General features: G+C 73.5%; 20 protein-coding genes. 11 read left to right on the top strand and 9 right to left on the bottom strand.

The window, feature by feature from the left end; translation table 11 throughout:
- Positions 1–166: 166 nt before the first annotated feature.
- Positions 167–589 (bottom strand): flagellar basal body rod protein FlgC, encoded by a 423-nt coding sequence (gene flgC / locus ABD067_RS24710; protein WP_343898089.1) that lies wholly within the window; start codon positions 587–589, stop codon positions 167–169.
- A gap of 26 nt (positions 590–615) precedes the next feature.
- Positions 616–1020: a flagellar basal body rod protein FlgB gene (locus tag ABD067_RS24705; protein ID WP_343898088.1), complete on the bottom strand. Its 405-nt coding sequence runs from the start codon at positions 1018–1020 to the stop codon at positions 616–618.
- A gap of 158 nt (positions 1021–1178) precedes the next feature.
- Here ABD067_RS24705 and ABD067_RS24700 point away from each other — a divergent pair, with 158 nt between their 5' ends.
- From ABD067_RS24700 to ABD067_RS24685, 4 genes are all read left to right on the top strand, one after another.
- A complete protein-coding gene (locus ABD067_RS24700; RefSeq protein WP_343898087.1) occupies positions 1179–1463 on the top strand; it encodes a flagellar biosynthetic protein FliO in 285 nt (94 codons plus the stop codon).
- A complete protein-coding gene (gene fliP, locus ABD067_RS24695; RefSeq protein WP_343898086.1) occupies positions 1463–2212 on the top strand; it encodes a flagellar type III secretion system pore protein FliP in 750 nt (249 codons plus the stop codon). Before ABD067_RS24700 ends, fliP begins: the two co-directional genes overlap by 1 nt.
- Before the next feature lie 111 nt (positions 2213–2323).
- Positions 2324–4945, top strand: coding sequence for a PAS domain-containing protein (locus ABD067_RS24690; RefSeq protein ID WP_343898085.1), 2622 nt, complete (start codon positions 2324–2326; stop codon positions 4943–4945).
- On the top strand, positions 4942–5487 hold the full coding sequence (locus tag ABD067_RS24685) for a response regulator (RefSeq protein WP_343898084.1): 546 nt from the start codon (positions 4942–4944) through the stop codon (positions 5485–5487). Before ABD067_RS24690 ends, ABD067_RS24685 begins: the two co-directional genes overlap by 4 nt.
- Before the next feature lie 46 nt (positions 5488–5533).
- Here ABD067_RS24685 and ABD067_RS24680 read toward each other — a convergent pair whose 3' ends face one another.
- The 6 genes from ABD067_RS24680 to ABD067_RS24655 form a co-directional block, all read right to left on the bottom strand.
- Entirely contained in the window at positions 5534–6406 is an 873-nt protein-coding gene (locus ABD067_RS24680) for a metal ABC transporter permease (RefSeq protein ID WP_343898083.1), read from the bottom strand.
- The gene (locus tag ABD067_RS24675) at positions 6391–6933 is read right to left on the bottom strand and encodes a GNAT family N-acetyltransferase (RefSeq protein ID WP_343898082.1); all 543 of its coding nucleotides are present in this window, start codon (positions 6931–6933) and stop codon (positions 6391–6393) included. The genes ABD067_RS24680 and ABD067_RS24675 overlap by 16 nt, the downstream gene beginning before the upstream one ends.
- The gene (locus tag ABD067_RS24670; RefSeq protein WP_343898081.1) at positions 6930–7694 is read right to left on the bottom strand and encodes a metal ABC transporter ATP-binding protein; all 765 of its coding nucleotides are present in this window, start codon (positions 7692–7694) and stop codon (positions 6930–6932) included. Before ABD067_RS24670 ends, ABD067_RS24675 begins: the two co-directional genes overlap by 4 nt.
- Positions 7691–7813, bottom strand: coding sequence for a hypothetical protein (locus tag ABD067_RS24665; protein ID WP_343898080.1), 123 nt, complete (start codon positions 7811–7813; stop codon positions 7691–7693). Before ABD067_RS24665 ends, ABD067_RS24670 begins: the two co-directional genes overlap by 4 nt.
- A gap of 65 nt (positions 7814–7878) precedes the next feature.
- Positions 7879–8652: a WecB/TagA/CpsF family glycosyltransferase gene (locus tag ABD067_RS24660; RefSeq protein WP_343898079.1), complete on the bottom strand. Its 774-nt coding sequence runs from the start codon at positions 8650–8652 to the stop codon at positions 7879–7881.
- The gene (locus tag ABD067_RS24655; protein ID WP_343898078.1) at positions 8642–9925 is read right to left on the bottom strand and encodes an outer membrane beta-barrel protein; all 1284 of its coding nucleotides are present in this window, start codon (positions 9923–9925) and stop codon (positions 8642–8644) included. Before ABD067_RS24655 ends, ABD067_RS24660 begins: the two co-directional genes overlap by 11 nt.
- Positions 9926–10372: 447 nt before the next feature.
- Between ABD067_RS24655 and ABD067_RS24650 the strand changes: the two genes are divergently transcribed.
- The 6 genes from ABD067_RS24650 (at position 10373) to ABD067_RS24625 (ending at position 16316) form a co-directional block, all read left to right on the top strand.
- Positions 10373–10846 carry a hypothetical protein gene (locus ABD067_RS24650; protein ID WP_343898076.1) on the top strand — a complete coding sequence of 158 codons (474 nt, stop codon included), beginning with the start codon at positions 10373–10375 and terminating at the stop codon, positions 10844–10846.
- 19 nt (positions 10847–10865) lie between these two features.
- Complete coding sequence (locus ABD067_RS24645; protein ID WP_343898075.1) at positions 10866–12617, top strand: type I secretion system permease/ATPase; 1752 nt, start codon at positions 10866–10868, stop codon at positions 12615–12617.
- On the top strand, positions 12614–14035 hold the full coding sequence (locus ABD067_RS24640; protein ID WP_343898074.1) for an HlyD family type I secretion periplasmic adaptor subunit: 1422 nt from the start codon (positions 12614–12616) through the stop codon (positions 14033–14035). Before ABD067_RS24645 ends, ABD067_RS24640 begins: the two co-directional genes overlap by 4 nt.
- Positions 14036–14121: 86 nt before the next feature.
- The gene (locus ABD067_RS24635) at positions 14122–14424 is read left to right on the top strand and encodes a hypothetical protein (RefSeq protein ID WP_343898073.1); all 303 of its coding nucleotides are present in this window, start codon (positions 14122–14124) and stop codon (positions 14422–14424) included.
- Between the two features lie 39 nt (positions 14425–14463).
- Positions 14464–15366: a glycosyltransferase family 2 protein gene (locus ABD067_RS24630; protein ID WP_343898072.1), complete on the top strand. Its 903-nt coding sequence runs from the start codon at positions 14464–14466 to the stop codon at positions 15364–15366.
- 2 nt (positions 15367–15368) lie between these two features.
- Positions 15369–16316, top strand: coding sequence for a glycoside hydrolase family 5 protein (locus tag ABD067_RS24625; protein WP_343898071.1), 948 nt, complete (start codon positions 15369–15371; stop codon positions 16314–16316).
- On the opposite strand, the gene ABD067_RS24620 is transcribed toward ABD067_RS24625, so the two are convergent.
- Positions 16317–17441 (bottom strand): acyltransferase family protein, encoded by a 1125-nt coding sequence (locus ABD067_RS24620; protein ID WP_343898070.1) that lies wholly within the window; start codon positions 17439–17441, stop codon positions 16317–16319.
- A gap of 63 nt (positions 17442–17504) precedes the next feature.
- Here ABD067_RS24620 and ABD067_RS24615 point away from each other — a divergent pair, with 63 nt between their 5' ends.
- Complete coding sequence (locus ABD067_RS24615) at positions 17505–18881, top strand: O-antigen ligase family protein (RefSeq protein ID WP_343898069.1); 1377 nt, start codon at positions 17505–17507, stop codon at positions 18879–18881.
- The last annotated feature ends 37 nt before the right edge of the window (positions 18882–18918 follow it).

Below are 18918 nucleotides of genomic sequence, written 5' to 3'. Positions count from 1 at the left end.
GCGCGGACGCCGCCGGCGTCGGCCGCGTGCCCCGCCTCCACCGCGCCCTCCACGGCGCGCTGGAGCGCCGCGCCGAAGCCGCCGTTCGGCGCCGCCGCGGCCTCGGCGGAGCCCGCCGCCCGGTACGCCGCCGCGGCCTGGAGCGGGTTGGCGGCCCGGATCGCCGTCACCGGAGCGTCTCGATGATGCGCGTCAGCATGCCGCGCGTGACTTCCAGGACGGAGACGTTGGCGCTGTAGCTCCGCTGGGCTTCGCGCATGTCCATCATCTCGACCAGGCTGTTCACGTTGGGCCGCTTGACGTAGCCGCGCGCGTCGGCCGCCGGGTGCGCGGGGTCGTAGGTCTCCTCGAAGGCGCCCGGCGCGGTGCCGACGCGGGATACCTTCACGGTGGCCACTCCGCCGCCGCCCGCGCCGAGCCCGCGCTCCACGTGCGCGCCGAAGGTCACGGTCTTGCGGCGGTAGGGGTCGGCGCCGGGCGACGATCCGGTGCTGTCGCGGTTGGCGAGGTTCTCCGCCACGACGCGCAGGCGCGTGGACTGCGCTTGCAGGCCGGCGGCGGAAACGCGGAGCGCTCGGTCGAGGTCCATGTTTTTTGGTCCTCCTGTTTACGGGATTAGCCTTGGCGCCCGAGGGCGGTGCGGAACATGCCGAGGTAGCGGCGGTGCAGGGCGGCGGCGAGCGAGTGCGCCGAGTCCGTCTCCGCCACCTTCAGCGCTTCCCGGTCGAGCGACACGGCGTTGCCGTTGGGCGCGCTGTCCGGCGCCGAGCGGTCCGGCCGCGCGAGCATCGGGTCGTTCCGCGCGGTCAGGTGCCGCGGGTCGGTCGCGGCCATGGGCGCACCGCCGCCCCCCGCGCCGGCGAGGACGCTGGCGAAGGAGCGCACGTCGCGCGGCTGGTAGCCGGGCGTGTCGGCGTTGGCGACGTTGCCCGCGAGCACCCGCTGTCGCGCTTCCAGCCACGCCATCCGGCGCTCGGTGAGCCTGAGCAGGTCGGTGGTGGGCCGCGCCTCGGTGGTCATGCGGCGATCCTGCGCGGGACGGGTGAAGGCGCGGTTAACGGCGCTTGCCGCCTTTCCTTAACCCGCTGCGCCGCATGGTGCCGGGCGTCGCGCCTGCCGGCGGAAAACCCGCCCGGCCGGCCCGCGGCGGACCCGGCCCGTCGGTAGGAGACCACGGCGTGACCCTCGACCCTTCCCTCGTCCTCAAGGCGCTGGTGGCGCTCGGCGCCGTGGTGCTGCTCGCCTTCGCGGCGCTGCGGGCCCTCCGCGCCGTCGCGCCGGGCGCGGCCAAGCCCGGCGCCCGCCGCCGGCTCTCCGTCCATGAGGTGCTGCCGCTCGACCCGAAGCGGCGCCTCGTGCTGGTGCGCTGCGACGGCCGCGACCTGCTCCTGCTCACGGGCGGCGCGGGCGACGTCCCGCTCGGCTGGCTGCCGGCGGACGCCGCCCCAGGGGACGCGGCCTGATGCGCGCCCCTGCCCTCGCCCTCGCCATCCTCGCGGCCACCGCCGGCGCGGCCGCGGCGCAGAGCGTCAGCATTGACCTCGGCGCCACGGGCGGATCCGGCAACACCTCGCGCCTGGTGCAGCTCACCGCGCTGATCGGGCTGCTCGCCCTCGCGCCCTCGCTCCTGGTGATGGCGACGGCCTTCGCGCGCATCGTCATGGTGCTGTCGCTCCTGCGCTCGGCCATCGGCGCCCAGGGCATCCCGCCCAACCCGGTGCTGGTCGGGCTGGCGCTGTTCCTGACTTTTTTCGTGATGCAGCCGACACTGGAGCGGAGCTGGACGGAGGGGCTGGAGCCTATGATGGCCGGGCGGATGGGCGAAATGGACGGCCTCAAGGCGGCGGCCGAGCCCTTCCGCGCCTTCATGGCGGCGCAGGCGCGCGAGGCCGACGTTTCGCTGTTCCGCGACCTCGCTCGGGAGCTTCCGTCCGGGCAGGCGGACGCTGGACCCGTGCCGTGGCGCGTGCTCTTCCCCGCCTTCCTGGTGGGCGAGCTGAAGCGCGCCTTCGAGATCGGCTTCTTGGTGTTCCTGCCCTTCCTCGTGATCGATATGGTGGTCGCCAGCCTGCTCATGTCGCTCGGCATGATGATGCTGCCGCCCAACGCCGTGTCGCTGCCGCTGAAGCTGGTCTTCTTCGTGCTGGTGGACGGATGGCGGCTGGTGTCATCGGGATTGGTACAAGGCTTCGTGGATGCCGCGGGCGGCTGACCCAAAACCCTTTCCGCGGCCCGTGCGAAGGGCCGGCCTCCCGCGCCCTTCGCGATCGTGTCCCGAAACGGGCGGACAGGCGCCGCGCAGCGTGGCAAACAGGCGTCGCGGATGATGAACACGGACGACGGGCGACACTTGGCCCTGCCCCCGGCCGCCGAAGTCCGGGAGCGGAACGGTGGCGGACCGGGCTGGCGGGCCCTGGCGGGGACGGTGGCCGCCGCCATCGTCTGGACGGCGCGCGCGGACGGCTCCGTCGTGGCCGCGACCGGGTGGGAGGCCGCGACCGGGCTGCCGGACGCGGGCGTGCTCGGTCGCGGTTGGCTCGCCGCGGTCCACCCGGAGGACCGGGGGCGGGCCGAAGCGGCCTGGGCCGCGGCCGTCGACGGCGACGCGGCGGCGTGCGACCTCGAACTGCGCTTCCGCGACGCGGGCGGCCTGTGGCGCTGGCGGCACCTGCGCGGCACGCCGGTGCGCGACCCGACAACCGGCGCGGTCCGGGAATGGGTGGTGGTGGCGCAGGACGTCGAGGGCCGGATGCGGGCCGAGGCGGCGCTGGCCGCTGGCGAGGCGGCATGGCGGGCGCTGGTGGAGGCCACGCCGGGCTTGGTCTTCGTGGCCGACGCGGAGGGCGCCAACGTCTTCACCAACCGCCGCTTCCAAGACTACGCCGGCCTGCCGCCCGAAGCGCTGCTGGGCGACGGATGGCTCGCCACGCTCCACCCGGAGGACCGGGCGCGGGCCGCCGAGATCTGGGGCGCCAGCGTGCGCACCGGCGAACCCTACGAGGCCGAGTACAGATTCTTGCGCGCCGACGGCGAGGCGCGTTGGCACGTGGTCCGCGGCGCCCCCGAGCGCGACGCGGCCACGGGGCGGGTCGCGCGCTGGGTCGGCACCTGCACCGACGTGGACGACAGCCGCCGGGCGGACGAGGCGAACGCGCGCCTGGCCGCCATCGTCGCCTCCACCAGCGACGCGATCATCAGCTTCGACGCCGCGGACGGGCGCATCCTCACCTGGAACCGCGGCGCGGAGGCGCTGTTCGGCTACACCGCCGCCGAGGCCGTCGGCGGGCCGGCCGGCTTGCTGGTGCCCGCCGACCCGCCGGACGGCGAGCCGACGGGCGTGTTCCGCTTGGCCATGGAGGGCCGCCGCGTCCACGAGCACGAAACGGTGCGCGTGGCCAAGGACGGCGAACGCATCCCGGTTTCCGTCAGCGCCGCGCGCATGGTCGCCCCCGACGGGCGGGTCTTCGGCGTCTCCGCCATCTTCCGCGACCTCCGGCCGCGCCGGACGGCGGAGGCCGCGGCCCGCGCCGCCGAGGCCCGCGCCCGCTTGGCGCTGCGCGCGGGCGGGCTGGCATCCTGGGAGGTCGAGGCGGACACCGGCCGCATCCTGACCGACGAGGGCTTGGCCGAGATGTTCGGCCTGCCCGCCGCCGAGGCCGACGGCACCCTGGCGTCCTTCGTCGCCCGCATCCACCCAGAGGACCGGGGCCGGGTCATGGCCGAGTTCAAGCCCGCGGCCATGGCGGGCGGCGTCTACCGCGCCGAGTTCCGGGTCCTGGACGGCAACGGCGAGGAGCGCTGGCTCCTCGGCGCGGGCGAAGGCGTGCCGGGACCGGACGGGCGCGTGCGCGTGGTGGGCTACAACGCTGACATCACGGCCGCCAAACGGGCCGAAGCCGCGCTGGCGCGCAGCGAGGCGGCGCTGCGCACCGCGTTGGACGCCATCCCGCAGATGGTCTGGTCCACGCGACCGGACGGCTTCCACGACTACTACAACCGCCGTTGGTACGAATTCACGGGCGCGCCGCCGGCGCTAACCGAAGGCGAAGGCTGGAACCCGCAATTCCACCCCGACGACCGGGACCTCGCGTGGGAGCGGTGGCGGAGTTCGCTCGAAACCGGCAAGCCCTACGAGATCGAGTACCGGCTGCGGGCGGCCGACGGCTCCTACCGCTGGGTGCTCGGCCGCGCCTTGCCGGTCCACGACCCGCAAACCGGCCGGATCGTCCGCTGGTACGGCACCTGCACCGAGATCGACGAGCTGGTGGCCGCCCGCACGGCGCTAGCGGAGGCGCTCGAGGTCAAGGAGGCCCTGCTCCACGAGGTCAACCACCGCGTCAAGAACAGCCTGCAACTGGTTTCCAGCCTGCTCACCCTCCAGGCGTCCCGGGCGCCCGACCCGGGCCTGCGCGCCGCCTTGGGCGATGCGCGGGCGCGCATCGGCGTGGTCGCCCGCCTGCACCAGCGGCTCTACCAGGCGGGCATGCACGGGCGCGTCGAGCTGGTGGGATTCCTGGGCGAGTTCTGCGCCGACACGGCCGCCGCGCTCGGCGCCGACCGCGGAGAGCGCGTCCGCCTCGTCTTCGAGCCGCCGGCGGAAGGGCGGGAGCTGCTCCTGCCGATCGACCGCGCGGTGCCGCTGGTCCTGGTCGTGTCCGAACTGCTGACCAACGCGCTGAAGTACGCCTTCCCGCCGGGCCACGCCGGCGGGACCGTGCGCGTGGCGTTGCAGCCGCCGGGCGCCGGCGACGCGGCGCTGGCCGTGCTGGTCGAGGACGACGGGGTCGGCCTGCCGGACGGCTTCGATCCCGTCGCCGCGGGCAGCGTCGGCATGCGCGTGGTTTCCACGCTGGCGCGGCAATTGGGCGCGGAACTGCGAATCGGCAAAGGGGTTTCGGGCGCGGGCGCCGCGTTCGAGTTGCGGGTGCCGGGATCGAGGACATGACAGGACGCAGCATGATGAGAACGGCCACCGGAAGCGGTGCCGCCCCGATCGGCGGGTGGGCGACGCCTTCCCGGGCCCACTCGACCCCCGCCGACGCGGAGCGGGGGGAGGCGCGGTCGGCATCCCGCGCGTGCCGCATCCTGGTGGTCGAGGACGAAGGCTTGGTCGCGTTGGAGATCGAGACCTTCCTGACCGGCGCCGGGCACGAAGTGGTGGGAACGGCCCCTGACCGCGCCGGCGCGATGGCCCTGGCGCGCGCCGAGCGGCCTGATCTCGCCTTGGTGGACATGCGCTTGTCCGGCGGCGACAGCGGGCTCGACCTCGCCGCCGACTTTTCCGCGCTTGGCATCCCCGTGCTCTTCGTCACCGGGAATTGCCCGGCCGAGGAGGGCAGCGCGGTCGCCAGCGCGGTCGGCTGCTTGCACAAGCCCTTCGACGAGCGCCAGTTGCTGGCCGCGGTGGCGGTGGCGGAGCGGTTGACCCGGGGCGGCCCCGCCCCGGCGGGCCGCTTGCCGGGCGGGCTGCACATCTACCGGGCCTGAAGGCGGCGGCAGGCAGCCGCCCTCCCGGCGTCCGGCGCCGCCCGGCTCACCCGGCCAGGTGCGGCCGCCGCCGCCGCAGCAATCGCGCGGCGAGGCTGTCGGCGGGCCCCGCCAGCACGGACACCGCCCAGGCGAGGCCCGCGCACAGCACCACCGCCGGCCCGGTCGGCAGGTCGGCGTGGAAGGACAGGAGCAGCCCCGCCACGGAAGAACCGGCGGCGATGCCGCAAGCGGCGTAGGCCATGCCGCCCACCCCGCGCGCCCAATGGCGCGCCGCGATGGCCGGCAGCATCATGAGGCCGACCGCCATCAGGGTGCCGAGCGCCTGGAAAGCGGCCATCAGGTTGAGCACCACCAGCGCCAGGAAGCCGAGGTGCCACCTGGCGCCGTGCGCGCCCACGGCAGCGGCGAAGTCGGGGTCGAAGCACTCCAGGACCAAGGGGCGCCACGCCAGGGCCAGCGCGCCGAGCGTCAGGGTCGCGGTGCCGGCCATCAGCAGCAGCGCGGCGTCGTCCACGCCGAGCGCGCTGCCGAAGAGGAGCTGCGTCAGCTCCACCGCGCCGCCGCGCCAGGACACCAGCGCCACGCCCAGCGCCAGCGCGACGAGGTAGAGCGCTGCGAGCGCCGCGTCCTCCCGCCCGCCGGTCGCGCGCGACAGGGCCCCGGCGCCCACCGCCACGGCCAGGCCGGCCAGGAGCCCGCCGGCGGCCAGCGCCGGCACGGACAGGCCGGCCAGGAGGAAACCGCCCGCGACGCCGGGCAGGATGCCGTGCGCCATCACGTCCGCGGTGAGGCTCATCCGCCGCAGCATCAGGAACAGGCCCAGCACCGGCGCCGCCGTGGACACGGCGAGGCACCCGACCAGCGCGCGCCGCAGGAAGCCGAACTCGACGAACGGCCCGATCAGCAGGTCGTGCAAGCGCCGGCGCCCCCCTCCGGCGGAGCGGCGTGCGCGGCGCAGCGGACCGCCCGCACGCCGAACACATGCACCTCGGCCTCGCGCCGCATTCCGAGCTTGCGCATCACCGCGAGCGACGCCGCGTTCTCCGGCCGCGCCGGCGCGATGACGCGCCGCAAGCCGAGCGCCCCGAACGCCGCGCCCAACGCCGCCAAGCCGCCCTCGGTGGCGAGGCCCCTGCCCCGCACGCCGCTGTCCAGCATGTAGAGGAGTTCGGTTTCGCCGCCCAGTTCGGGCAAGGGCCGGAGCCCGAAGTGGCCGAGCAGCCGGCCGTCTCCCCGCGCCTCCACCGCCCAGGGGGCCGCGCCGGGCGGGGCGCCGGCCCAGACCGACACCGGCCGCTCGGCGTCCGCCCTCGCGCGCGCCGCCGCTTCGGCGCCGTCCGGGAGCATGGAGACGACCTCCGGCCTGGCGCGGATGGCGGCGTAGGCGTCGACGTCGGACGCCGCGAAGGGGCGCAGCACCAGCCGCGCCGTGGTGAGGGTCACGCCGCGGTCGCGGCGGCGGCGTCGATGGCGGCCCGCCCGCGCCCGCACTCGCCGGCGCCGGCGGCCCAGTCCTCGGCCATGGACCGCGCGCGCAGGAGGTTGGCGGCCGTCAGCACCTCCGCCGTCCGTCCCCAGCCGAGGCAATCCCGGGCGAGCAGGAGCGATTCGGGGAAGGCGTCCCGCACCAAGTCCATGTCGTGCAGCACCGCGATCACGGTGCGGCCTTCCCCGTGCCACCGGCGCACCATCGCAAGCAGGTCGGCCGCCGTGCGGGCGTCCACGGCGTTGAAGGGCTCGTCCAGCAGCACCACCGGCGCGTCCTGCAGCAGCAGCCGCGCGAAGAGCACGCGCTGGAACTGGCCGGAGGACACGCTGCCCACGGGCCGGCGCTCGAAGCCGCGGAGGCCCACCGCGTCCAGGGCCGCTTCGGCCCGCGCCCGCGCGGCCCGCGGGATGGCGCGGAACGGGCCCGCTTCCGCCCAAAGGCCGAACAGCACGGTGTCGAGGCAGGACAGCGGGAAGCCCCGGTCGATGGAGGATTGCTGCGGCAGCAAGGCGACGCGCCCCGCGCCCTCGATGCGGCCGGACTGGGCGGGGTGCAAGCCGGCAAGGGCCCGCAGCAAGGTGGACTTCCCGGCGCCGTTCGGCCCCACGACGGCGGTGAGGCTCCCCGGCGCGAACCGCCCGGACAGGTGGTGCACGGCAGGCCGCCGCCCGTGGCACACCGTGAGGTCCGCGAGGGTAATTCCGGCGGGGCTCACGGCGCCAGCATCGCCCAAGCGACTCCGGCCCAGACCAGCGCCGAAACCAGCGCCGCGAGCGCCAGCCGGGCGCCGGCACCGGAGCCGAGAGCCAGGGGATCGGTGAACCAAGGCCGCATGACGTTATTACATAACACACCGTCGCGCGGCGCAAGCGCACCTGTCGGGGAGCGCCTTCCGTGGGTCAGGCGCCGCCGCGGCGCTCGCGCCGGGCTTCCCGCCAGAGCAGTTGGACGATGCGCGGGCTGTCCACGAGGTAGCGCCGCGCCAAGCGCTTCGGGTCGCCCGCCAGCCGCCAAGCCCATTCCAGCCCCGCCCGTTGGACCGGCCGGGGCGCGCGGCGCTCGACCCCGGCGAGGAAGAGGAGGCTCGCGCCGATGCAGAGGCCGACGCCGGTGGCCTTCCCCCGTCGTACCAGGGCCTCGGCCACGATCTCCTGCCGCGGCGAGCCCACCGCGAGGAAGACGAAGCGGGCCGGGCGGGCCTCCACGAACCGCAGCGCCGCCTCCAGCGCCGCCGGGTCGCGGTCGAAGCCCATCGGCGGGTTGTGGTGGGCGAGGCGCGCCAAGCGGTAGCGGGCGGCAAGGGCGGCGGCGACCTCCTCCGAACCGCCGAGCACGGCCACCGCGTCGTCCGGCTTCACAACGCGGTCGAAGAGCGCCGCGGTGAGGTCGCTGCCCGTCACCACCGGCGGCGCGTGGAGGCCGAACAGGCCGGCCAGCCGCGCGACGACCCGGCTGTCGAGCAGCCGGAGCGCAGCCGCTTCGTACAACGGCCGGAGGTCCGGCCGGGACGAGAGGCGGATCAGGTGGTCGGCGTTGGGCGTGACGGCGTACGTGAAGGGCTCCGACGCCGGCCGCGCCGCCAGCCGCTCGACCACCTCGTCCGGCCGGAGCCCGGCGAAATCCACCCCGAGGAGGCGGACCGCCGCCGGGCCAGCGGCTAGGTCAGAGGGCAACCCGCAGGCGCACCTGGACCAGGTTGCGGTCGAACTCGAAGGCCCCCCCCGTCGCCTCAATGCGGCGGTTGTAAGCGTAGCTGCCGACGAGCGAGACGCTCCGGTTGATCAGCCACCGGCCGTTCAACTGGACGACGCCGTCCGTCGCGGTCGAGTCCGGCCGGTCGTACTCGCGCCTGTCCGCGCGGAGTTCGGCGCCCAGGATCACGTTGCGCAGGAATTCGTGGTCCACGCGGATGCCGCCGGTGGTCCGTATGTAGCTGACGGCGTCGAGGCGGATCGACTCCTCGATGGTGCGGGCGACGTTGAGGGTGACGGTGGTGAGTTGCGAGGGCGACCAACTCAGACGGCCGTCCAGGGCCGGCCCTTCCAAGGTCTTGAACTGCGCGCCGCTGTAGTTGCGCTGCTGCCAGCCGACGCCGATGCGGCCGGCCCAAACGCCGTCGAAGTCGTATTCGAAGCCAGCGAGCGCCACCCAACTGAAGCTGTCACGGTCCCTGACGGCGCTGTCGGTGTACGCGATGTCCTGCAACCGCAACTGGCCGGTGACGAAGCGCCCGGGCGCGAAGGCGTAGCTCGTGCCGAAGGCGCCGATCATCGTGTCGAAGCTGTTGGAGGAGGTGTTCCGCTGTCCTTCCCCGATCTCGACGTTCTCGAACCGGTAGGTCCGGTAGAGGCCCAAGGCCGTGAAGCCGAGGCGGTTCAACGTGGTGCTGCCCGACACCTGGAACTCGTCCGAGTCGTAGGGCACGGGCCGGAAGATGCCCGCTTGCTGCACGTCGAAGTTGTAAACGTCCAAGTGTTCACGATAGTGGCGGTATTGCGCCTGGACGCTCGTTCTTTGGTCGATATCGTAACGGCCGAAGCCGCCGATGTTCCAGTCGGTCCAGTCCAGGTCGGACTGCTTGAAGAACTGGCGCGCGTCGACGTTGGCCGACGCGCCGACGGCGTGGCGGGTCCAGTCGCTGCCGAGGACCACGCTGCCCGTCTCGGTCGCGTAGCCGTCGCCGACGACGTTGTTCTCACGGCCGAACACGTTGCTGTCGTAACCGGCGCCGGCTTCGAAGAAGCCGTCCAGCCTGAAGCCGCCCAACCGCACGCCCAACGGGTCGAAATCCGGGCGCTGGCGGGTTTCAACCGTGACGCCCCGCTGCACCTCCTGCGGCGTTTGCCGTCGGCCATCCCGCTGCTGCGGCTGCGCGTGCGCCCCGGTCGCCGGCAATCCCCCGGCCAGCACGGCCGCGGCAAGGCAGCCCCAAACCTTCTTCCCCATGGTCCACCCGCTGTCGCCCCAAGTCGTTTTGCTATCACGCGGTGGACAACGGCGGTCAATGCGCAACCCCCTCACCGCCCCTTTGCCGGTGGCCCTTTTCGCGGCGTGCTGCTCTGGCTGCCACAGAGCGCCTAGCCTTTTCCGCGCAACTCGAACCGCTTCACAACACCTTGCGGTTAGGCTACGCCGGTCTTGATGTAGTCTGGGGCCCAGAGGAGTTGCCGGCGGATTGAGCGGAGTTGCGCGACGAATGGGCTTGCAATTCATGGGTGGGGAAGGGCGTATACGCCTGGAATCCCGAGCGGCGGCAGCGCTCCTCCCCAGCGGATGGCCCGCCGCATCCCGCCGGGCCGCTGCCGCGCGCCTGTCCCGGGACCCCCCAGCGGCGGAAAGCGATCCAGGGGAGGTATCGCCCCGAGGTCCGAGAACCCGGAGCGGAGCCGAGAAATGGCCAAGATAGACACGTTGCTCCCGGGCGCGGGAACCGCCCGCGCCGAAGACGAAGCCGGCCCGCCCGTCGACGCGGTCGCCGCCGTTCCCCCCGCCGCCGCCCCGACCGCCCCGGTCCCTTTGGCCGCCTTCCGCGGCGGCCGGAGCGAGGTCGATCGGACCGCCGATCTGCTGGCCTTCGCCATCGCATCCGAGCGGGGCCTCGCGCCGACGCCGGACGGGGTGGAGCGCGCCCGCCGGGAAGCGGACGCGGCCCTGGGCGATTATTGCATCCGGCACCTCCACAACAACGTAGAGCAGATCAGGCAGGAGGCGGTCGCCGCCCACCTCGGCAGCCTGCGGCCGCCGCCAAGCTTCGCCGCGCTGGTCTTGGCCAACCTGGTCGCGCTCGCCGCCGCCGGCGCCCTGGGCGCTTGGTTGTGGACGCGTCCCGACATCCGGGCCACCGTCGCCGGCCTGTTGGGGGGCTGAACACATGTCAGGAACCCGCATGGCCGCCCACGCCGCCTTCGACACCGCCGCCGACACGCCGCTCCGCCGGGCGCTGAAGGCTTGCCGCAAGCAATTCCTGCTCGTCGGCGTCTTCAGCGGCGCGGTGAACCTGCTCCAGCTCACCACCTCCATCTACATGATGCAGGTGTTCGACCGGGTGCTGGCCACCCGCGTCCTCGACACCCTGCTGTACCTGTCGCTGATCGCCGGCGCCGCCGTCCTGGTCCTGGCGATGCTCGAAGCGGCGCGCGCGCAGATCATGCAGCGCATCGGCTCCTGGATCGAGAACCGGATCGCGCCCGAAGGCTTCGTGCGCGCCATCGAGAGCACGCTGCGCGGCCGGCCCTACCGGATGGAAGCGCTGCGCGACCTCGCGGTCTGCCGCGGCTTCCTCGGCTCGCCCGGCGCCCTGTCGCTCTACGACGTGCCTTGGGTGCCGGTCTACATCGCGGTGATCTTCGCGCTGCACCCGGTGATGGGCTGGATCGCCCTCGGGGGCGCGCTGATCCTGTTCTGCCTGACCCTGGCCACCGAATTCTTCACCTCCAAGCTGCTGCGGGCGGCCAACACCGCCGCCATGGCCTCGCAGCGACGGGCCGACGCCATCTCGCGCAATGCCGAGGTGATCGACAGCATGGGCATGCTGCCTTCCGTGATCGGCCGGTGGCGCGACGCCGTCGCCGCCCAAGCGGAGCCGCAGCAGCAGGCGGCGGACCGCGCCTCCGTCCTGGTCTCCGCCACCAAGTTCTTCCGCCTCGCGGTGCAGATCGCGATCCTGGGCGTCGGCGCCTACCTCGTGCTCCAGATGGAGCTCAGCTCCGGCGCCTCCATCGCCGGCTCCATCATCATGGGCCGGGCGCTGGCGCCGGTGGAGCAGATGATCGGCGGCTGGAAGCAGCTCGTGCAGGCACGCCAGTCGTTCCGGCGGTTGCAGGCCTTCCTGTCCCAGCCCCGCCTCCGCCCGCCCGGCCTGCCGCTGCCGGAGCCCGAGGGCCACCTCGGCGTGGAGCGCGTCTCCTACGCCTTCCCCGGCCACGGCGTCGCCATGATCAAGGGCGTCAACTTCGCCCTGAAGCCCGGCGAGAGCCTGGCCGTGATCGGCCCGTCGGCCGCCGGCAAGACCACGCTGATCCGCCTGCTGATCGGCACCCTGCCCGCCTCGGCCGGCCACGTCCGGCTCGACGGCGCCGACGTTTACCAGTGGATGCGCGAGGACTTCGGCCGCCACGTCGGCTACCTGCCGCAGGACGTGGAGCTGTTCGACGGCACCGTCTTCGCCAACATCGCCCGCATGGGCGAGGCGGCGCCCGAGGAGGTGTTCGAGGCGGCCCAGCTCGCCGGCTGCCACGAGATGATCCTCCGCCTGCCCAACGGTTACGAAACCGAGATCGGCGACGGCGGCCAGTACCTGTCCGGCGGCCAGCGCCAGCTCATCGGCCTTGCCCGAGCCATGTTCGGCCGGCCGAAGTTCGTGGTGTTGGACGAACCCAACAGCAACCTCGACGGCGACTCCGAAGCGCACCTGATCGGCGCCCTGGGACGCCTGAAGGCGAATGGCACCACCGTCGTGCTGGTTTCGCACCGGCCGACCCTGGTGCAGGGCGTGGACAAGGTGCTGCTGCTGAAGGACGGCGCCATGGAGATGTTCGGCCCGCGCGCCGAGGTCCTGAAGCGCCTGATGACCCAGACCCGCCCGGCCGAGGTGCCCCAGGTCCCCCGGCTCGAGAACACGGGAGCCGCCGCGCGATGAGCACCACCACCGAACTCGCCCCCACCTCCGGCCCCCGGCAGCTCACGGTCGCGCCCGGCCGCGCCCTGGCGAAGCGCCACGACTTCGGCGCGGCCCTGCCGCCCTTCCCGCCCAACGCGATGCTCGATGCCCCGGCGCCCCGGACCCGCTGGCCGGCGCTGTTCGGCCTCACGGTGTTCTCGGTCTTCGTTGTGGGCTTCGGCGCGTGGTCGGTCATGGCGCCGCTCGCCGAAGCGGCGATCGCGCCCGGCATCATCAAGGTCGAGGGCAACCGCCGCACCGTGCAGCACCTGGAAGGCGGCATCGTCCGCGAGATCCTGGTGCGCGACGGGGCCAAGGTGCAGGCCGGGCAGGTGCTGGTGCGGCTCGACGACATCCAATCGGACTCGACCGCCGAAGCGCAACGCGCCCAGCGCTGGGCGCTCATGGCCCAGGACGCCCGCCTCGTCGCCGAGATGGGCAAGCCGGGCGAGCCCATCGAGTTCCCGCCCGAACTGCTGGAAAGCCCCAGCCCGCGCGCGCGCGACGCGGTGCGCGGCCAGCGCGAGGTCTACGAGGCCCGCACCGCCAGCCTGAACAGCCAGCTCCAGGTGCTGCGCGCCCGGATCGAGCAGCAGCAGGCGGCGATCCGCGGCGCGCAGGGCCAGATGGTCGCCACACGCAACCAGCTCGTCCTGATCCGGCAGGAGGAGCGGATGCGGCAGGGCTTGGTGGCCCAGGGCCTCGCCCGCCTGCCGGACCTGCTCGCGCTGCAGCGCGCCATGGCCGGGCTGGAAGGCACCATCCAGGAGCTCACCGGGCAGATCGACCGCGCTAACGCCACCATCGGCGAAGCGGAGCGGCAGATCCAGCAGGCGCTCGACCAGCGCATCCAGGAGGTCTCGACCGAGCTGCGCGAGGTGCGGGGCAAGCTCGCCGAGACCGAGGAGCGCCTCCGCGCTTCCAGCGACGTCCAGACCCGGCGCGACATCCTGGCGCCGGAATCGGGCACGGTGGTGAACCTGAAGCTGTTCACGCTCGGCGCCGTGGTGCGGCCCGGCGACACGATCCTGGACATCGTTCCGGACAGCGACCGGCTGGTGGCGGAGGTGAACATCCAGCCCTCCGACATCGACGTGGTGTTCCCCGGGCTGAAATCCGAAGTCCGGCTCCCCGCCTTCAAGCAGCGCTTGGTGCCGTTCCTGCACGGCGAGGTGACCTGGGTCGCCGCCGACGTGACCACCAACGACCAGACGCGGCAGCAGTACTACCCCGCCCGCATCATGATCGACCGCGAGCAGATGGAAAAGCTGCCGAACGTGTTCCTCACCCCGGGCATGCCGGTCGAGGCGCACGTCCAGATCGGCGAGCGCAGCTTCTTCCGCTACATGACGCAGCCGATCCGCGACAGCTTCGCCCGCGCCTTCCGCGAACAGTAGGGCCGGAGCGGCGTTTATCCGTCGGCGCGGCGGGCGCGGGGGTGCTACCCTCGGCCCGCCAGTCCAGACAGATCGGAAAACCCCCTATGCCTGACGTCCGCACCATCTTCGCTGACGGCATACTCGACGCGAGCGTGACCCATGGCGTCGCCCGCTTGACGCTCGCCCAGACCGGGCCGGAGGGCAAGCCGGTGCCGGCCGGGCAGCTCATCATGCCGCTGTCGCAACTCCCGGCATTCACCAACGGCTTGGTCGGGCTGCTCAAGCAGCTCGAAGCCAAGATCAAGGAGGCGCAGGCACAGGCGTCGGGCGCCGCCGCCGCGCCCGGCACGCCGGGCAACGGGCCAGAAGCCGCCCCGGTGCCCGGCGGCGCCTTCCGCTTCAGTTGACGCCCTTTGGCCGCCTCGCCCGAGCCCCTTCGCCGTCCGGTGCCGCCGCTTTCCGTCGTCCTTTGCACGCACGCCCGGCCTGGCTACCTCCGCGCCTGCCTCGCCGGGTTGGCCGTGCAATCGCGCCGGGACTTCGAGGTGCTGGTGGTGGACAGCGCCTCGCCGCCCATGGAGGCGGCCGCCATTTCCCGCCTCGCCGCCGAGGCGGGGGCGCGGCTGCTGCGGGCCGACAAGCCGGGCCTGTCCCTGGCGCGGAACCTCGGGCTCGGGGCGTCGGCGGGGGGCTGGGTCGCTTTCCTCGATGACGACGCGGTGCCGGAGCCGGATTGGGCCGCCGCCCTGCTGGACCGCATCGCCCGCCTGCCGGGGCGCGCGGCGGCGCTGGGCGGGCGCATCCTGCCGGCCTGGGAAGCGCCGCTGCCCGGCTGGTGGCCGCCCTCGCTCCGGGGGGTGCTCACCATCATCGAGTGGGAAGGCTTCGGCGAGGCCGGCGTGGACCTCCCGGAAGGGGTCGAGATCTACGGCGCGAACATGGCCTTCGCCGCCGCCCCGCTCCGCGAGGTCGGCGGCTTCCCGGAAGGGCTCGGCCGGGTCGGCGGCCGGTTGCTGTCCGGCGAAGAGGTGGCGGTGGTGGAAAGCCTCCGCGCCCGCGGCTACCGCGCCTTCTACGACGGCGCTGCCGCGGTGCGGCACAGCATCCAGCGCGAGCGGCTGCGGCCGGGCTGGCTGTTGAGCCGCCTCCTGTGGCAGGGCGCCACCGACGCGCTGCGCGACCGCGCCGGGAAGCACGGCACCGGCCGCTTCCTCGGCGCCGCGGCGCGGTTGCTGGTGCAGGCTCCGCTCCTGCTCTGGCCCGCCACCTCCTCGGCACTGCTGCGGGCGCGGTGCGGCGCCGCCTACAACCTCGGCTACCTGCGCGGCCGCTTGGCCGGGGCCGCCTGACCGTGCGGCGGCGCTCCCTCCTGGCCACCCCGGCGGCGGCGGCGGTGCTTTCGCCCGGCTGCGCGGCGGCGCAGCAGCGCCCGGCGCGCGCGCCCGACGCCGCCCCCTCGCGCGAGCGCTTGGGCAACCTCCGGCTCGGCGCCAACGTCGAGCGCTGGTTCGCCGTCGCCAGCAACAACCGCCCGCGGCGACTCGGCCCCGCGTGGTGGCGCGGCTTCAAGGCGGCGGGCTTCGACCACGTCCGCATGTTCATCCCGGAGGTGGGCCAGACCGGCGACGGGATGGAGATCCCCGACCTGTTCCGCGGCGCGGTGGCCGACGCCACGGCGGCCGGCTTGCCGGTGCTGCTCGGCTTGGCGGACTTCATCAAGCACGACGAGCCTTGGGGCGAGCGCGAATGGCGGGCGCTGGCGGCGCGCGCCGCCCTGTTCGCCCGCGCCACCGACCCGTCGCGCGTCGTGTTCGCGCCCGTGAACGAGGCCGTGTTCCCGGACGCGGCGGCGTGGATGCCGATGCGCGACCGGCTGCTCGGCGTCCTCCGCCGCGCCGCGCCACGCCACACCCTGATGTGGGGCGGCCACGAGTGGGGGAGTTGGAGGTCGCTCATCCAGAACGAACCGCCGCCCGACTCCAACACGGTTGCCGAGGTCCACGACTACGAGGGCGGCGACGCCGGCGCCGTCGAGTGGCGCTTCGGCCAAGTGGCGGCGTGGCGCGAGCGGCACGGGCAGACCGTCCTGGTCACGGAATTGGGCGGCGCGGTGAAGCACCGCGAAGACCGGGCCGCCTGGGCGGCCGACCTGCGGCAAAGCCTGCCCGTGCTCCGGCGGCTGCGCATGCCCGTCGCCCTGTGGGCCTACACCTACGGCGGGCACTGGCGGTTGCAGCCCGAGGAAAGCCCCGCCCCGCACACCGAGTTCCGCGCCGCCCTCCGCGGCGGCGGCGGCTGATCAGCGCGCGGTCGGCCGCCCCGAAGGGTCCGCCCTCGCCCGCTGCGGCCCCGCCCGGTGCAGTATCCAGCGGTGCGCGGGCACCTCCACCCAGCGCCAAGCCAGCCAGCCGGCCGCGAGGTTGGCGGCGAAGCCCCCCGCCATCAGCAGGACACGGCCGGCCGGCCCCGGATCGGACACCCGCAGCACGCCCACCAAGGCGATTTCGATGAAGACCCAGCAGAGGTAAACGCCGAACGACGCTTCGCCGAGGCGCAGCAGCAGGTCCGGCTTCCGCGCCGCGGCGGCGCCAGGGCGCTGCCAGAGCGCCACGATGACCGCCGCCAGACCTACCACCGTCAGCGCGTCCAAGCGCAAGCCCAGCCCGAGCGGCACCGCCAGCGTGCAGGCGAGCACCGCCGCCCGCGGCAGCCGGCCCTCGGTCGCCAACCGGCCCAGGGCGAGGCCGAGGACGAACTCGAACCCGAAGCGCACCAACCCGAGGTGCAGGGTGTGGTTCAGCCCGTTCTCCCCCGCCCCGAGCCAGAACAAGCCCGCAACGGCCGTCGCCGACAGCGGGAACAGGGAAGCCGTCCGGGCCCGAAGCAGCAGCGCCAGCAGCACCGGGAACACGAGGTAGCCCGCCCACTCCACCGAAAGCGCCCAGGACGGGTAGTTCCACGCGTGCCGGTCGGTCGTCTCCCAGGCGTTCACCAGGAACAGTTGCAGCACGAACTCGACCGCGCCGAAGCGCTCCGGGTCGCGGATGGTCGCCCCGGCCGCCCGTGCGGCGACCACGATCGCCAGGAGCGCCAGTAGCGCCAGACCGTGCAGCGGCCAGATCTTGGCGAAGCGCCTGAGGAAGAAGCGCCCGATCCCGGCCGCGTCCGCCGGCGGGCGCGACCCGTAGCCGAGCCACAAGGCGAAGCCCGACAACAAGAAGAAGCCGTCCACCCCGAGGTAGCCGACGCCGAGGATCGGCCGCAGCCAAGGCAGTGCATCTGTCACCCGCAAGGTGAGATCGAGGTGGTACAACACAACCCAGCCGATCAACACCAAGCGCAGCCGGGTCAGGCCATCGTGCCGAAGCGCCGCCGCGGCAGCCCTTCCTGTCCGTTCCGGTGTGTTCACGACGCCCGCGGCCATGCCGCCTTCTGACACACACCCCTGATTTGTCCTATCCCCCCGCGCGTGTGAGAACGCCCGCCGATGGACACCGTCTTCTCGCCCGCCCTCCAGCGTTTCGTCGCCGCCTCCGGCGCGGCGGGGCTGCTCCTCGTCGCCCTGCTCGCGCCGGAGTACATGATGTACCTGCTGCCGGCGGCCGTCGTGGCGCTCGCGGCGCTCGTCTTCTACCAGTTCCCGATTCTGCTGGTCGCCGTCCTGGTCCTGACCTACGGCCTCGCGCTCGACATACAGATCGACATGATGGCGGCCCAGGGCCGCGGCGGGGGCAGCGCGGGCGCGGCGCTCGGGGGCGTCGTCAAGGTGGTGCCCTTCGCCCTCGCGGCCGTGCTGGTGCTGCGGTACGGCATCAGCGACGCCGTCAATTGGCCGTTCCTGACCTTCGTCGCCATCGCCGGCCTCAGCCTCGTCGTCCTGCCGATCGGCCGGGTCGCCGGCTTCGGCGACATGGCGCGCAGCTTCATCGGCTCCACCGCGCCCTTCGTGCTCGGCTTCGCCCTCGCCCCGCGCCGGATCTGGACGGCGTTGATCATCGGCGTCGCTCTGATACCGCCGATCAGCGCGGTCGCCAGCGTCTTCGCCGACGCCGTCGGCTTCTACCCGATGCTGAGCCAGTTCGGCCGCTTCCAGGGGATGCACTCGGCCCCCTTCCTGGCGGGCTTCTGCGTCACCGCGATCTTCGCCTGCACCTTGCAGTACCTGCGCGAGTTCAAGCTCCGCTGGCTGGCGCTCGGCGGCGTGAACCTCGCCATCATGCTCGCCACCCAGGCGCGGGCGCCGTTCATCGCGGTGTCGCTGTTCCTGTTCCTCGTCTTCGTGCTGGCCGGGCCGCGCATCCTGCCGCTGAAGCGCAAGGTGGATTTGGTGATGGGCGGCATGGTGCCGGCGCTGATCCTGCTCGGCCCGGCGCTGCTCTACGCCCTCCAGCGCTTCACGGGCGAGAGCGAGAACTTCTCCGGCCGCGACATCATCTGGCCGTACTTCACCGCCGCCATCGAGCACCGGCCGCTGTTCGGCTTCGGGCTCGGCGCCGGCAAGCTGATCGTCGACCCCGAAGACCCGACCATCAAGCTGCTGGGCAGCAACGCCGCGCACAACGAGTACCTCCGCCTCGCGGTGGACGCCGGCGTCGTCGGCTGCGCCGCCATCTTCCTGTCCATCATCCTCTGGATCTGGAACGGCACCCGGCGCGCCGGGCCGGCGGACCAGCTCGTGCTCCGCTGCGCCCTGGTGGCGGCGCTGCTGCACAGCGGCTTCGACAACACGCTCATCGCCAGCACCGCGGTGTCGCAGTTCTGCTTCTTCGCCGCCGCCATCGCGCGGGCACGGACCGAAGCGGACGCGCGGCGGCACCGGCGGCACCGCCCGGCGCCCGGCGCCCGCGCCCACGCCTACGGCTGACCCGGGCCGTGCCGCAGGCGACGACGGCCGCGCCCGG

It is taken from the genome of Craurococcus roseus, assembly GCF_039523795.1.
Classification (GTDB): domain Bacteria; phylum Pseudomonadota; class Alphaproteobacteria; order Acetobacterales; family Acetobacteraceae; genus Craurococcus; species Craurococcus roseus.
The sequence above is the reverse complement of the archived record's forward strand: the minus strand, read 5'-3'. Positions and strand labels throughout refer to the sequence as shown.

Coding starts and splice junctions, on each gene's coding strand:
- ABD067_RS24685 (WP_343898084.1), top strand. CDS start 4,942: ATGACAGGACGCAGCATGATGAGAACGGCCACCGGAAGCGGTGCCGCC.
- ABD067_RS24665 (WP_343898080.1), bottom strand. CDS start 7,813: ATGCGGCCTTGGTTCACCGATCCCCTGGCTCTCGGCTCCGGTGCCGGC.
- ABD067_RS24650 (WP_343898076.1), top strand. CDS start 10,373: ATGGCCAAGATAGACACGTTGCTCCCGGGCGCGGGAACCGCCCGCGCC.
- ABD067_RS24640 (WP_343898074.1), top strand. CDS start 12,614: ATGAGCACCACCACCGAACTCGCCCCCACCTCCGGCCCCCGGCAGCTC.
- ABD067_RS24655 (WP_343898078.1), bottom strand. CDS start 9,925: ATGGGGAAGAAGGTTTGGGGCTGCCTTGCCGCGGCCGTGCTGGCCGGG.
- ABD067_RS24705 (WP_343898088.1), bottom strand. CDS start 1,020: ATGACCACCGAGGCGCGGCCCACCACCGACCTGCTCAGGCTCACCGAG.
- ABD067_RS24635 (WP_343898073.1), top strand. CDS start 14,122: ATGCCTGACGTCCGCACCATCTTCGCTGACGGCATACTCGACGCGAGC.
- fliP (WP_343898086.1), top strand. CDS start 1,463: ATGCGCGCCCCTGCCCTCGCCCTCGCCATCCTCGCGGCCACCGCCGGC.
- ABD067_RS24690 (WP_343898085.1), top strand. CDS start 2,324: ATGATGAACACGGACGACGGGCGACACTTGGCCCTGCCCCCGGCCGCC.
- flgC (WP_343898089.1), bottom strand. CDS start 589: ATGGACCTCGACCGAGCGCTCCGCGTTTCCGCCGCCGGCCTGCAAGCG.
- ABD067_RS24620 (WP_343898070.1), bottom strand. CDS start 17,441: ATGGCCGCGGGCGTCGTGAACACACCGGAACGGACAGGAAGGGCTGCC.
- ABD067_RS24615 (WP_343898069.1), top strand. CDS start 17,505: ATGGACACCGTCTTCTCGCCCGCCCTCCAGCGTTTCGTCGCCGCCTCC.
- ABD067_RS24645 (WP_343898075.1), top strand. CDS start 10,866: ATGGCCGCCCACGCCGCCTTCGACACCGCCGCCGACACGCCGCTCCGC.